The sequence below is a fragment of the Hafnia psychrotolerans genome (assembly GCF_014639435.1).
Classification (GTDB): Bacteria; Pseudomonadota; Gammaproteobacteria; order Enterobacterales; family Enterobacteriaceae; genus Ewingella; species Ewingella psychrotolerans.
In genome coordinates this window covers 24770-38637 of sequence record NZ_BMFZ01000007.1, presented here as the reverse complement: position 1 = coordinate 38637, position 13868 = coordinate 24770, and the positions used below count along the sequence as shown (strand labels likewise).

12 protein-coding genes and 2 pseudogenes are annotated in these 13868 nt (G+C 50.0%); 8 read left to right on the top strand and 6 right to left on the bottom strand.

Annotation, left to right across the window (positions count from 1 at the left end; genetic code table 11):
- A pseudogene (locus tag IEV89_RS13450) lies at positions 1-287 on the top strand (IS4 family transposase); the annotation flags it as partial.
- Positions 288-337: 50 nt separating this feature from the next.
- Here IEV89_RS13450 and IEV89_RS22085 read toward each other — a convergent pair.
- The 3 genes and pseudogenes from IEV89_RS22085 to rph form a co-directional block, all read right to left on the bottom strand.
- Positions 338-430, bottom strand: a pseudogene (locus IEV89_RS22085) (GDYXXLXY domain-containing protein); the annotation flags it as partial.
- Positions 429-1070: an orotate phosphoribosyltransferase gene (pyrE, locus tag IEV89_RS13445; protein ID WP_188474041.1), complete on the bottom strand. Its 642-nt coding sequence runs from the start codon at positions 1068-1070 to the stop codon at positions 429-431. The pseudogene IEV89_RS22085 and the gene pyrE, both read right to left, overlap by 2 nt.
- Before the next feature lie 84 nt (positions 1071-1154).
- Positions 1155-1871, bottom strand: coding sequence for a ribonuclease PH (gene rph / locus IEV89_RS13440; protein WP_188474040.1), 717 nt, complete (start codon positions 1869-1871; stop codon positions 1155-1157).
- Between the two features lie 126 nt (positions 1872-1997).
- Here rph and IEV89_RS13435 point away from each other — a divergent pair, with 126 nt between their 5' ends.
- Positions 1998-2861, top strand: coding sequence for a YicC/YloC family endoribonuclease (locus IEV89_RS13435; RefSeq protein ID WP_188474039.1), 864 nt, complete (start codon positions 1998-2000; stop codon positions 2859-2861).
- Between the two features lie 74 nt (positions 2862-2935).
- On the opposite strand, the gene fabF is transcribed toward IEV89_RS13435, so the two are convergent.
- Positions 2936-4210, bottom strand: coding sequence for a beta-ketoacyl-ACP synthase II (gene fabF / locus IEV89_RS13430; RefSeq protein WP_188474038.1), 1275 nt, complete (start codon positions 4208-4210; stop codon positions 2936-2938).
- A 153-nt stretch (positions 4211-4363) separates the two neighbouring features.
- Positions 4364-4984 carry a TetR/AcrR family transcriptional regulator gene (locus IEV89_RS13425; protein WP_188474037.1) on the bottom strand — a complete coding sequence of 207 codons (621 nt, stop codon included), beginning with the start codon at positions 4982-4984 and terminating at the stop codon, positions 4364-4366.
- Between the two features lie 373 nt (positions 4985-5357).
- Here IEV89_RS13425 and IEV89_RS13420 point away from each other — a divergent pair, with 373 nt between their 5' ends.
- Positions 5358-5975, top strand: coding sequence for a trimeric intracellular cation channel family protein (locus IEV89_RS13420; RefSeq protein ID WP_188474036.1), 618 nt, complete (start codon positions 5358-5360; stop codon positions 5973-5975).
- Here IEV89_RS13420 and ligB read toward each other — a convergent pair.
- The gene (ligB, locus tag IEV89_RS13415) at positions 5972-7708 is read right to left on the bottom strand and encodes an NAD-dependent DNA ligase LigB (protein WP_188474035.1); all 1737 of its coding nucleotides are present in this window, start codon (positions 7706-7708) and stop codon (positions 5972-5974) included. The genes IEV89_RS13420 and ligB overlap by 4 nt on opposite strands.
- 280 nt (positions 7709-7988) lie before the next feature.
- On the opposite strand from ligB, the gene gmk reads away from it, so the two are divergent.
- The 5 genes from gmk to recG are packed head-to-tail and all read left to right on the top strand — an operon-like array spanning position 7989 to position 13846.
- Complete coding sequence (gene gmk / locus IEV89_RS13410; RefSeq protein WP_188474034.1) at positions 7989-8612, top strand: guanylate kinase; 624 nt, start codon at positions 7989-7991, stop codon at positions 8610-8612.
- A 54-nt stretch (positions 8613-8666) separates the two neighbouring features.
- Positions 8667-8942 carry a DNA-directed RNA polymerase subunit omega gene (gene rpoZ / locus IEV89_RS13405; protein ID WP_056777549.1) on the top strand — a complete coding sequence of 92 codons (276 nt, stop codon included), beginning with the start codon at positions 8667-8669 and terminating at the stop codon, positions 8940-8942.
- Between the two features lie 19 nt (positions 8943-8961).
- Positions 8962-11067: a bifunctional GTP diphosphokinase/guanosine-3',5'-bis pyrophosphate 3'-pyrophosphohydrolase gene (gene spoT, locus IEV89_RS13400; protein ID WP_188474033.1), complete on the top strand. Its 2106-nt coding sequence runs from the start codon at positions 8962-8964 to the stop codon at positions 11065-11067.
- 5 nt (positions 11068-11072) lie between these two features.
- Complete coding sequence (trmH, locus tag IEV89_RS13395; RefSeq protein ID WP_188474032.1) at positions 11073-11768, top strand: tRNA (guanosine(18)-2'-O)-methyltransferase TrmH; 696 nt, start codon at positions 11073-11075, stop codon at positions 11766-11768.
- On the top strand, positions 11765-13846 hold the full coding sequence (gene recG / locus IEV89_RS13390) for an ATP-dependent DNA helicase RecG (RefSeq protein ID WP_188474031.1): 2082 nt from the start codon (positions 11765-11767) through the stop codon (positions 13844-13846). The genes trmH and recG overlap by 4 nt, the downstream gene beginning before the upstream one ends.
- Positions 13847-13868 lie beyond the last annotated feature (22 nt).

The following is a 13868-nucleotide window of genomic DNA, read 5'->3' as shown; positions in this document are numbered from 1 at the left end:
TGGGACTGCGGGCAAGTAAAAGCCGGGGAGAAAAGCGGATTTCGGTACTGTGCCTGGTTGCAACGCTCTACAGTATCGTTATGTGGATGACAGGTTATTACCTTGAAAAGAAAGGGATAAATTGTTGGTTTCAGGCGAACAGCATTAAATCGAGAAGGGTGTTGTCGTATCTGACACTGAGTAAAAACGTTATACGACAATCACCGGGAACACTGTCGGGGATGAACCCCGACAGTGTTTATGAAGAAATGGCGAGGGCTTACCGAGACATCATCATGGTCTACTGATGATATTTCTGGGGATCCCTCAGGCCTTCCGGCCCTTTTCTTTTGTCTGCTCAGGGCAGAATGCGTTCACCTTTTGCATCAAGAAGATAAGTGAGTAAAGCGGTACCATCATGGTCAACGCGAAATTCACCATAGCGCGCATCAGATACCGTATTTTTGCTGATAAGCACGGACTGACGCGAGATGGTCAGCCATTTCGGTTTTCTCTTCAAGGTACATAATCAGGTCAGCCAAGCTAATAATCGAGATCACCTTACAGTGATAATCGCGCTCAACTTCCTGAATCGCTGAAATATCAGCACGCCCGCGTTCTTGACGATCGAGTGAAATCATCACCCCCGCCAGAGTTGCCTGATGTTTAGCGATAATCTCCATGGATTCTCGGATGGCCGTACCGGCGGTGATCACATCATCCACCAGCATCACGCGGCCTTGCAACGGGCTACCTACCAGTAACCCGCCTTCACCATGATCTTTAGCTTCTTTACGGTTGAAACAATAAGGGACATCACGGTCATGATGTTCTGCCAGCGCGACGGCCGTGGTGGTGGCAATCGGAATACCTTTGTAAGCCGGACCGAAAAGTAAATCGAAATCAATGTGAGAATCCATCAAGGCTTCGGCATAGAAACGGCCCAGTAATGCCAGGTCTCGTCCTGTATTGAACAAACCGGCATTGAAGAAGTAAGGGCTGATGCGGCCTGACTTCAACGTAAACGCGCCAAATTTCAAAACCTGCTTGTTCAATGCGAACTCAATAAACTGGCGCTGATAAGCTTTCATGGAGTGTTCCTCTCTAAACTGTTCTCATCTGATATTGTCGGCACGCAGGCCATAAAAAAGGCGACTTCTCAGCCGCCTTAAAAACTATTCCGCCAGCACCGCTTTCTGCGCTGCAAAGATAGTGTTAATCCCCTCTCGTGCCAGGGACAACAAACTCAGTAACTCTTCATGACTGAACGGCTCTCCTTCCGCCGTACCCTGAACTTCAATCATGCGGCCGTCTTCCATCATCACCACGTTCATGTCAGTCTCTGCGGCAGAGTCCTCTACATACTCAAGGTCACACAACGCTTCACCTTTCACAATCCCGACGGAAACAGCAGCTACCAGACCTTTCATCGGGTTAGCTTTCAGTTTACCTGTTGCAACCAGCTTGTTAAGCGCATCAGCTAACGCGACACAGGCACCAGAAATCGATGCAGTACGGGTGCCGCCATCGGCCTGTAGGACGTCACAGTCCAGCGTGATGGTGAATTCACCGAGCTTTTTCAAATCAACAGCAGCACGCAGGGAGCGAGCAATCAGGCGTTGGATCTCCAGAGTACGACCACCCTGTTTACCTTTGGCTGCTTCGCGGAAATTACGGGTATGCGTTGAGCGTGGCAACATGCCGTATTCGGCAGTGATCCAGCCCTGACCCTGGCCTTTCAGAAAGCGCGGAACACCCTCTTCAACCGTGGCGGTGCAAAGCACTTTGGTATCACCAAACTCCACTAAAACTGAGCCTTCAGCATGTTTGGTATAATTACGGGTCAGTGTCAGGGGGCGCACCTGTTGTGCATTTCGGCCTGCTGGACGCATGGGTTGATCTCCGGGTCGCGATTCATGTTTGGCTGCGCATTATACGGGCTTCATCAGGTAATGCCTATCATGACCCGTCCACCGAAGCTATAATCTCTTCATCTTTACATTAACAGGTACGCAGACATGATCCGTAGTATGACCGCTTATGCCCGTCGCGAAATTAAGGGTAACTGGGGCAGCGCAGCCTGGGAACTCCGTTCGGTAAACCAACGTTATCTCGAAACTTATATCCGTCTTCCTGAGCAATTTCGCAGCCTGGAGCCTGTCATCCGCGAACGTATCCGCGCACGTCTGACACGCGGCAAAGTCGAATGTAACCTGCGTTTTGATCTCGACCCCGGTGCGCAAAACGTTCTGCAACTGAACGAAAAACTGGCGAAACAGCTGGTCCAAGCGGCGCAATGGGTCAAAATGCAAAGCGATGAAGGTGAAATTAATCCGCTGGAAGTGCTGCGTTGGCCAGGCGTAATGCTGGCGGAAGAGCAGGATCTCGATGCGATAAGCACTGAGCTATTACTCGCACTGGAAACCGCGCTGGATGATTTCATCGCCGCCCGCGAAAGCGAAGGGGCTGCACTGAAAGTAATGATCGAACAGCGTCTGGATGGTGTCAGCGCCGAAGTGGTGAAAGTCCGTGCCCAAATGCCCAATATTCTGCAATGGCAGCGCGAACGTCTGGTCAGCAAACTGGAAGATGCGCAGGTTCAGTTGGAAAATACACGACTGGAGCAAGAGCTGGTTCTGATGGCACAACGCGTTGACGTCGCTGAAGAACTCGACAGGCTGGAAGCACATGTCAAAGAAACGCACAAAATCATGAAGAAAGAAGAGGCCGTCGGCCGCCGTCTGGATTTCATGATGCAGGAATTCAATCGTGAGTCGAATACCTTAGCGTCCAAGTCGATCAACTCTGATGTCACAACATCAGCCATCGAACTAAAAGTGCTGATTGAGCAAATGCGCGAGCAGATTCAGAATATCGAATAATTTCAGCACATTGAAGATAATAAAAAGCCCGTTATCATAACGGGCTTTTTATTCATTACCGGAAAAAACTCGAGTCAGTTTTCCCAGCGTTTCAACAGTACGCAGGCATTTACACCACCAAAACCGAAACCGTTAGACAGCGCATAAGTGATTGCATGAGGCTGTGCAGTGTTGCCGATAATGTTCAGGCCTTCTGCTGCCGGATCTTTATTTTCAAGATTCAGCGTTGGCGGCACGATTTGGTCGCGGATAGCCAGAATAGTGAAAATAGTTTCCAGACCGCCTGCCGCACCGAGTAAATGGCCGGTTGCCGATTTGGTCGACGTTACAGCCAGTTTTCCATCGGTGCCAAACAACGTTTTAATCGCGTTGATTTCGCCCATATCACCAACCGGTGTAGACGTTGCATGGGCATTCAAATGCTGAATATCGGAGGGCTGCAAGCCAGCCTGGCGCAGAGCAATCTTCATTGCACGGCCGGCGCCGTTACCATCCTCGGCACCAGAGGTCATATGGTAGGCATCTCCGCTGGTACCGTAACCGACTATTTCTGCCAGAATAGTGGCGCCGCGCGCTTTAGCATGTTCCAGCTCTTCAATAATCAGCATCCCTGCGCCTTCACCCATAACAAAACCGTCTCGTGCATTGTCGAAAGGGCGTGAGGCTTTTTCAGGGTGATCAGTATGGCCGGATGACATGGCTTTTGCCGCTGCGAACCCACCCAAGCTTACAGTATCAATAGCCGCTTCTGCACCGCCACACAACGCCACGTCAGCTTCATCATTGCGAATCAAACGCACAGCATCGCCAATCGCCTGAACGCCAGCGGCGCAAGCGGTTACCGGTGCGCCAATGGGACCTTTGAACTGGTGCTTAATGGAAACCTGACCCGCGGCCAGATTTACCAGGAATGACGGAATAGTGAACGGTGACAAACGCTTAGGTCCACGACTGTCATTGGTGCGCACCGCATGAGCAATGGCCGGGAAGCCGCCGATGCCAGAACCAATCACGGTTGCCGTCCGTTCCTGCTGTTCGTCGGTTTCTGCTTTCCAGCCAGCATGGGTTATTGCCATATCAGCAGCGGCCATGGCGAACAAAATAAAACGGTCCATTTTCTTCTGGTCTTTCGGCACGACAAACAGGTCCGGCTCAAAGCCTGACTCAGGGTCCTGATCTTTGGTTAATACTTGCCCACCGACTTTCACCGATAGCGTTTCAACGATTTCATCGGGCAAAACACGAATACCAGACTGGCCCGCCAGAAGACGTTTCCAGATAGTTTCGATATCGCAGCCCAGAGGACTCACAGCCCCCATGCCGGTAATAACCACTCGACGATGAGTCATAAAATGTTCCTCTTCCGTTCTCTACGTTCATTTGATGCGCTGAATCGCTGAAAAATGACTCAGCAACAGCAGGGAGTTATGTCATAGCGAATGACAGTATGTGATGAATTACGGTTTTGCAAACCCGTAACCCTGAAAATATTGTCTCTATCGTTAATTCGACAGACTGCGTAATACCAGGGAAGTGATAGCTACCACGCGCTCTCCCAACTGCTCCGGCGTCTTTTGCTCGAGCATTAGCGGATGGGAAAAGGGTGTCATCGCGCTGGTGATCGCCAGACAAACTTCATCCAGTGGCGTTTTACGCTCAAACTCTCCGGATTCTCTACCATCGATGATGACCTGCCGGATAATACTGTATACCTCAGCACGATGATTTTGTGCTGAGGTCCAGTGCTGTGCCGCGGCAGCAGCGGCAATATCATGCAACTTGCGGTCTTCGAAAAACAGCTCCAAACTTTTGTTCATCAGTGTCTTAAAGATAGTGCGGAGGCGTAATGTTGCCGACTCATTAATGTCGGCAATCTGACGTAACGCAAAGCCTATCTGGCCAACACGCTGTGAACAAACCGCCTCGCCAATAGCTTGTTTTGATTCGAAAAATTTATAAACATATGCGCTGGAAACACCGATTTCCTTTGCCAGATCGGCGACGGAAGTTTTGGCATAACCGTAGTGACGGAAATGGTCAAAAGCAGCATTGATGATCTGTTCGCGCCGTTCATGTTCTGCTGGTCCGCGCTGCGTTAGTGCAACCGGAATGTCAGGTTTCATGCATTCCTCCGGGCGTGTACGTCAGTGATTTATTTCGTAATGATGAATCTTATTATGAGTGACTAATTTTAATAATCGTAACCTTTTAGTTGTCTTTTCACCATACTTATTGTTAAAACGACAGATGAAAGGGTAAATACTGAGAATTCCTATGACACACACGGCACCAAGTGGCATTGAAATTTTCATATTATTTTTAATGTGAAAAATAAAAAAATCGCCATGTGCTTTATAATAAAAGCATCAACAAGACTCATGCATTACTTTTTATAATCCGAATAGAGATGCGACAGAAAAACTCAGTCGTACTGCGATACAAATCTCATTACCCTGAATGAAGATAAATTTTTCCTATTAAGACCTGCGAAAATCTATGTTGCTCACCGTTCTTTATATTATTGGTATCACTGCTGAAGCGATGACCGGCGCTTTGGCCGCGGGTCGTCGTAAAATGGATACCTTCGGCGTGATCATTATCGCTTCTGCCACAGCAATTGGCGGCGGTTCGGTGCGCGACATGCTACTCGGGCATTATCCTTTGGGTTGGGTAAAACATCCCGAATACATTGTGATTGTCGCCACTGCCGCAATCCTGACGACTCTGCTGGCACCACTGATGCGCCATTTGCGCCGCCTGTTCTTAGTCCTTGATGCTTTAGGCTTAGTGGTCTTTTCAATTATTGGTACCCAGGTTGCTCTCGACATGGGGCATGGCCCTATTATCGCGTCCGTTTCCGCTGTCATCACCGGCGTATTTGGTGGGGTTTTACGCGACATGCTGTGTAATCAAATCCCGCTGGTATTTCAGAAGGAGATTTATGCAGGTATCTCTTTTGGAGCGGCCTGGATCTATATCGGTCTGCAATATTTCACACTGCCACACAACCTGGTGGTGATTATTACTCTGCTGGTAGGATTTATTGCACGTCTGATTGCCTTACGTTTTCGGCTGGGTTTGCCAGTATTCAACTATCCGCATTCTGACCACTAGTTGCTCACGCTTTCTGCATCGGCCCCTGAGGTATTGACCTCGACAAATGCTGGCACATTTTCCTCTCTTAACCATTGGGTCAGTGCCTCCACCTGTGGGTGTCTTATAAAATCCAGAATATCAGCCACCCGTCGTTCACCTATACCCGTCGAACGCTGCCACTGAGATGGTGTGATGCCTTTGACCCGAGACCAACTTCTATAAGTCGCCGCTTCCTTAACAGCAAATGCCGGAAAGCCAATGGCCGAGAGCCATTGCCTGAATGTTTTTTGTCGTGACAGTTGCAGTTGCACAAACATCTTCTGCGCTTTTTTGAGGCTGATACCTGGGAGGGAACTCAGTAACTCAGGTGTCAACTGCAACCAGTCAGCCATGTTTCTGACTTTTTGCGGCTGAACCAACGAGCGCCATGTCGCACCGCCAATACCCGTCATGTTCAGTCCTTCGGATCCACTTAGCCAGATAAGCCTGGCGATAAATTGTTCCTGACAGCCCTTAGTAGGCAGAAAGCAGGTAAGAGATGAATAATCTTTCGGTTGCGGTAAAGTGGGCAACGTCCGGTCTTTCACACGCCAAATAACGCGGTCTAACCTCGGGACTCCCTGTCCAGCAAGGGCGATGGCCACTTGATCACCAGGAACAATGTCCCACTGCTTTAGACGGGCCAGAGAACCAATACTGACTTTGCTAACGTTTTTATCATCGATTTTGATCTCCTTCAGGTGGAGTAAGACGGTTATTTTGCCTCGCCGCCCTAATGTCGTTTCAATTTCCGTGACTTCTGTCGCCGCTATGGCAGGTGGATATTTCCAGGCAACTGCCCAGTCAGCTGTATTGTTTTTCCAGTACTTTCCAGCGGGCTCCTCACTTTGGCGGATCACCACACCATCAGTGACAAAAGGCTGAGGTAAACTGAACCATTCTTCGCGCCATATAGCCACATCATTCACTGAAGCAACTTTCTTGGTGAGCAATGCAGTTTGCGTAAAGCCCAAACGGGTCAGGTTGAGCAGGCGATTCTCCATAGTCGGTGGGCCATCGGGCCAGGACCATATGAACAAACCTAGCTGTTTTAAGATATCGGATGGAGAATGCCGCATGAGAGCACCAGCAACTTTCGAACGTGAATTCACTCCTCCGGCCAATTTTTGCTGATGTCCGGTCATCATCAGATAGAGCTCACCCTGCAAAACTAAAAGTCGGCGTTTATCATCAATAAAGGCTGGAATTGCCGGAATGAAAGGGGCTTTATCCGTCCAGACCTGACCGAACTGACCATCTCCGCGGCTCAGTAATGCCACCAACTTGCCTTCACGGTAGATAAGAGAAACTGCAACACCATCAATTTTGGGTTGAACCCACAATTCCTCGCGCCCATGCATCCAACTTGCCAGAGCGGCTTTACTCTGCATTTTCTTCAGACCGGTGTGAGCAATCGGATGCGTAGCCAAAGTCTGACTGGCTGATGCTGTGTCACGGGGGGGATTAGGTTCATAGGTGGGTTGTTTGGCACATTGCAGCCAAAACCGCTCTTTAAGACGCAGGCTATCATATGACGCATCGTCTATTGGGCTTTGGCCCTGTTGGTGGTAAATACCGTCCCACTGCGCTAATTGCTTAGCCAGGGTTTTGGTTTCCTCACTCAAGCGCGACTGGGGCCAGTCCGGGCAATCAGCAGCCTGACAAGATGAATAAAGCATTAACATCAATAATATTTTGAGTATATGGCGCATTGGCACCTCCTTGTGGAGGACGAGTAAACGCTAAGCCATGGGGGTTCTTCCAGCCGCTTTTATGCAGGATGCTGTCAGTATTCCTATCATTAATAGATGTTGCAGCAACAAGAAGAAATTTTGGAAGATAACGCGAGAAAACGACTTTCAGCACTTTTTTATCTTTCCCAGGTGCGATGAAATGCGTCTGAACGCTGCACCAAAAGCGGCTAGCGTGTATACTGTGCGGAAGATCACTCTTCGCACTATTCCCATCAACCTATTCAGTTGAAATTTCATCATGGTTCAAGGCACGTTATATATTATCTCCGCACCGAGTGGGGCAGGTAAATCAAGTCTGATTCAGGCTTTGCTGAAAACACAACCGCTCTACGATACCCAGGTTTCTGTTTCACATACAACCCGCGCAGTACGTCCGGGGGAGAAACATGGCGATCACTATTTCTTCGTCTCCAAAGAAGAGTTTTGTGGGATGATTGAAAATGATGCGTTCCTGGAACATGCGGAAGTTTTTGGTAACTATTACGGTACCTCGCGTGAAGCCATCGAGCAGGTTTTAGCCTCAGGTGTTGACGTATTTTTGGATATTGACTGGCAGGGCGCTCAGCAAATTCGGAAAAAAATGCCGCAGGCACGCAGTATATTTGTGTTGCCGCCGTCGAAAGACGAACTTGACCGCCGTTTGCGCGGCCGTGGTCAGGATAGTGAAGAGGTCATTACGAAGCGCATGGCGCAAGCCGTTGCTGAAATGACGCACTTTGCGGAGTACGACTATTTAATTGTGAATGATGATTTTGATCTGGCCTTGTCGGATTTAAAAACCATTATTCGCGCCGAACGTCTTCGTCTGAGCCGTCAAAAGCTTCGTCATGACGGATTAATCACCAAACTATTGGCAGACTGAAGTCACTTTCAGTATTATGCCCAGTCTTTCGTCACCCTGTGGAGTAGCACATATATGGCACGCGTAACTGTTCAAGACGCTGTAGAAAAAATTGGTAACCGTTTTGACCTGGTGTTGGTGGCTGCTCGTCGCGCACGCCAGCTCCAATCCGGTGGTAAAGATCCGCTGGTCGCTGAGGAAAATGATAAGGTTACCGTTATCGCACTGCGCGAAATCGAAGAAGGCCTTATCACAAATAAGATCCTTGATGTTCGCGATCGTCAGGAGCAGCAAGAGCAGGAAGCCGCAGAGATTCAGGCAGTTACTGCTATCGCTGAAGGCCGTCGTTAATTAACGAAACGGATCTCACTTGTACATCTTTGAAAGCCTGAATCAATTGATTCAAAAATACCTGCCGGAGGAGCAAATTAAGCGCCTCGTGCAGGCTTACCTCGTTGCGCGGGACGCGCACGAGGGGCAGACTCGCTCCAGCGGTGAGCCCTATATTACTCACCCGGTCGCGGTAGCTTGTATTTTGGCTGAAATGAGGCTCGATCACGAGACTCTGATGGCGGCGTTATTACACGACGTTATTGAAGACACGCCTGCAACATACCAGGATATGGAGCAACTGTTCGGCAAGAGCGTGGCTGAGCTGGTTGAAGGTGTTTCGAAGCTAGACAAGCTGAAATTCCGCGATAAGAAAGAAGCACAGGCGGAAAATTTCCGCAAAATGATCATGGCAATGGTGCAAGACATCCGCGTCATTTTGATCAAACTCGCCGACCGCACCCATAACATGCGCACTCTGGGGTCTTTACGCCCGGATAAGCGCCGCCGAATTGCTCGTGAAACACTGGAAATTTACAGCCCGCTGGCGCATCGTTTGGGGATTCATCACTTGAAAATCGAGCTCGAAGAGCTGGGTTTTGAAGCGCTTTATCCGAACCGTTATCGTGTCATTAAAGAAGTGGTAAAAGCCGCACGCGGTAACCGTAAGGAAATGATCCATAAGATTCTTTCTGAAATCGAAGGGCGTTTAACCGAGGCGGGGATCCCGTGTCGGGTAAGTGGCAGAGAAAAACATCTCTATTCGATTTACTGCAAGATGCACTTAAAAGAGCAACGTTTCCATTCAATCATGGATATCTATGCTTTCCGAGTCATCGTTAAAGAACTTGATACCTGCTACCGCGTATTAGGTCAGGCTCACAGCCTGTACAAGCCGCGCCCAGGCAGAGTTAAAGATTATATTGCCATTCCAAAAGCCAACGGCTATCAATCTCTGCATACTTCTCTTATCGGCCCGCACGGCGTCCCGGTTGAGGTTCAGATCCGTACTGAAGATATGGATCAGATGGCAGAAATGGGGGTTGCTGCGCATTGGGCTTATAAAGAAAATGGTGAGAACAGCACGACAGCGCAAATTCGTGCGCAGCGTTGGTTACAAAGTTTGCTGGAGCTACAACAAAGCGCCGGGAACTCATTCGAATTTATCGAGAGCGTTAAATCAGACCTGTTCCCGGATGAAATCTATGTCTTCACACCAGAAGGCCGCATTGTAGAACTGCCGGCAGGTGCAACACCGGTAGACTTCGCTTACGCCGTGCATACTGATATCGGCCATGCCTGTGTCGGCGCACGCGTTGACCGCCAGCCTTATCCGCTGTCGCAGCCACTGACCAGCGGGCAGACTATCGAAATCATTACCGCACCGGGTGCCCGTCCGAATGCAGCTTGGCTTAATTTTGTAGTGAGCTCCCGCGCACGTGCCAAAATTCGCCAGATGCTCAAGAATCTCAAACGTGATGACTCTGTTTCTCTCGGCCGTCGCTTGCTCAATCATGCCTTGGGCAGTGGCAAAAAAATATCGGACCTTCCGCCAGAAAACATCAAGAATGAACTGGACCGCATGAAGCTCGCTAGCATGGATGACCTGCTGGCAGAAATTGGTCTGGGAAATGCCATGAGCATCGTTGTCGCCAAAAATCTGATGGGCGACCAATCATCCATGGCAACCAGCGGAACGCGTAATCTGCCAATTAAAGGCGCAGATGGCGTGCTGATCACCTTTGCCAAATGTTGTCGCCCTATTCCTGGTGACCCAATTATTGCCCACATCAGCCCAGGCAAAGGTCTGGTTGTTCACCACGAGTCATGCCGTAACATTCGTGGCTACCAGAAAGAGCCTGAAAAATTCATGGCAGTCGACTGGGATGACCAAGAGACTGATCAAGAGTTTATCGCTGAAATCAAAGTCGACATGTTCAATCACCAGGGTGCACTGGCGAACTTAACGGCCGCGATCAACGCAGCACAGTCTAATATTCAGAGCCTAAGTACTGAAGAGAAAGACGGACGTGTTTACAGCGCCTTTATTCGCCTGACAACTCGTGACCGTGTCCATCTGGCAAATATTATGCGGAAAATTCGTATCATGCCGGATGTCATCAAAGTCAGCCGTAACCGAAACTAAATGTTATGACACCTGAACGTTATGCGCGCATCTGTGAAATGCTTGCTGCCCGGCAGCCTGACCTGACGGTTTGCATGGAAGAGGTGCATAAACCGCATAACATTGCTGCTGTCATTCGCACAGCTGACGCCGTTGGTGTGCATGAGGTTCATGCGGTTTGGCCTTCAAGCCGGATGCGTACTGTTGTCTCTTCGGCGGCAGGCAGTAACAGCTGGGTTCAAGTCAAGATACATCACACGATTCAGGATGCAGTCTCCAAAATGAAGACGAGAGGCATGCAGGTACTGGCAACGCACCTGTCTGACAAAGCCGTCGACTTTCGCACCATCGATTACACTCGCCCCACCTGCATTTTGCTCGGTCAGGAAAAAACCGGTATTACACCTGAAGCACTGGCACTCGCTGACCAGGATATTGTTATTCCTATGGCTGGTATGGTTCAGTCCCTCAACGTTTCCGTAGCATCAGCACTGATTTTGTATGAAGCACAGCGTCAACGTGAAAATGCCGGAATGTATCGACGTCAGACAAGCCCTTTAAGCCAGAAAGAGCAGCAACGCCTGCTGTTTGATGGCAGCTACCCAGTATTATCAAACGTGGCAAAGCGAAAAAAATTACCTCGCCCCTTGATCGATGAAACCGGGAAAATTATTGCTGACGACACATGGTGGGCAGCGATGCAAATGACGGTTAAAAGATGAAGGGCCGCTTGCTCGACGCCATCCCGCTCACGTCACTTTCCGGCGTAGGGGCCAGTCAGGCAGAGAAGCTCGCCAAACTCGGTCTCGAAACTATTCAGGATCTCTTGCTCCACCTTCCTCTGCGTTATGAAGATCGCACGCGTCTCTATAGCATTAATGATTTGCTGCCTGGCATTTTTGCCACAGTGGAAGGTGAAGTGCTGCGTAGTGATATCAGTTTTGGACGTCGCCGCATGATGACCTGTCAGATCAGTGACGGCACCGGTATCGTTACGTTACGTTTCTTTAACTTCAATGCATCGATGAAAAACAGCCTGGCGACAGGGCGTCGCGTTACCGCCTATGGCGAGATCAAACGCGGAACGCTGGGAGCAGAGATCATTCATCCGGAATACCGTGTTCAGGGCGAGAATAGTGACGTTGTTCTGCAGGAATCTTTAACACCTGTCTATCCCACTACCGAAGGGATACGCCAGGCGACGCTTCGCAAACTCACCGATCAGGCGCTCGAGCTGCTTGATACCGTGCCCATCGCAGAACTTCTTCCAGAAGAACTGAGCCGGACGTTCATTTCACTCCCCAAAGCCCTGCATCTTTTGCACCGCCCACCACCTGATATTCAGTTAGCTGATCTTGAAAAGGGCCAGCATCCGGCACAACGCAGACTGATCATGGAAGAGTTACTGGCGCACAATCTGAGCATGCTTGCAGTCCGTGCCGGAACCCAAAGCTACAAAGCGCTCCCGCTACAGCATGATGACCGCCTTAAAAAAGCGTTTTTAGCCTCGTTGCCGTTTAGTCCGACCCGGGCGCAAGATCGAGTCGTGGCCGAAATCGAACAGGATTTAGCTAAAGGCTATCCTATGATGCGTCTGGTTCAGGGTGATGTTGGTTCAGGCAAGACGCTAGTCGCCGCATTAGCCGCCCTGTGCGCTATTACACAAGGTAAGCAGGTCGGTATGATGGCACCTACCGAACTTCTGGCAGAGCAACATGCCAATAACTTCCGCCAATGGTTCGAACCACTGGGTATACAGGTTGGCTGGCTGGCCGGGAAGCAAAAGGGAAAAGCACGGCTGGCGCAACAAGAAGCCATTGCCAGTGGTCAGGTTTCCATGGTGGTGGGGACTCATGCAATTTTTCAGGAACACGTTCTGTTTTCCTCACTGGCTCTGGTCATTATTGATGAACAGCACCGGTTTGGCGTCCACCAGCGTCTGGCGTTGTGGGAAAAGGGAAAACAGCAAGGTTTCCATCCACATCAGTTAATTATGACGGCAACCCCTATCCCACGGACTCTGGCCATGACGGCCTACGCCGATCTTGATACCTCTGTGATTGATGAACTGCCACCGGGCAGAACGCCGGTGACCACCGTCGCGATCCCTGACACCCGACGCAGCGATATTATTGCCAGAGTGAAGAGTGCCTGTGAGCAGGAGAATCGTCAGACTTACTGGGTCTGTACGCTTATCGAAGAGTCAGAAATGCTGGAAGCCCAGGCTGCTGAAGCTACCTGGGAAGGGCTGAAAGCCGCCCTGCCTGAACTCAAAATCGGTTTGGTTCATGGACGGATGAAGTCTCAGGAAAAACAGGCAGTGATGCAAGCTTTCAAACAGGGTGAAGTCCAGTTACTGGTCGCCACCACGGTAATCGAAGTGGGAGTAGATGTGCCGAACGCTAGCCTGATGATCATCGAAAATCCAGAACGTCTCGGGCTTGCTCAGTTGCACCAGCTGCGTGGCCGTGTCGGGCGCGGTGCCATCGCTTCTCACTGCGTCCTGTTATATAAAACGCCACTTAGCAAAACAGCACAAAAACGGTTGCAGGTCCTGCGAGACAGTAATGACGGATTTGTGATTGCGCAGCAGGATTTAGAGATCCGTGGTCCAGGGGAGTTGCTGGGAACGCGCCAGACTGGCAGCACCGAATTTAAAGTTGCCGATTTATTGCGTGACCAGGCGATGGTCCCAGAAGTACAACGCATTGCTCGCTACCTGCAACAGCACTTCCCCCAGCATTCCCATGCATTGATCGAACGCTGGTTACCGGAACGTGTACGGTATACCAATGCCTGATTTTATCCGCCTGCACCGACGT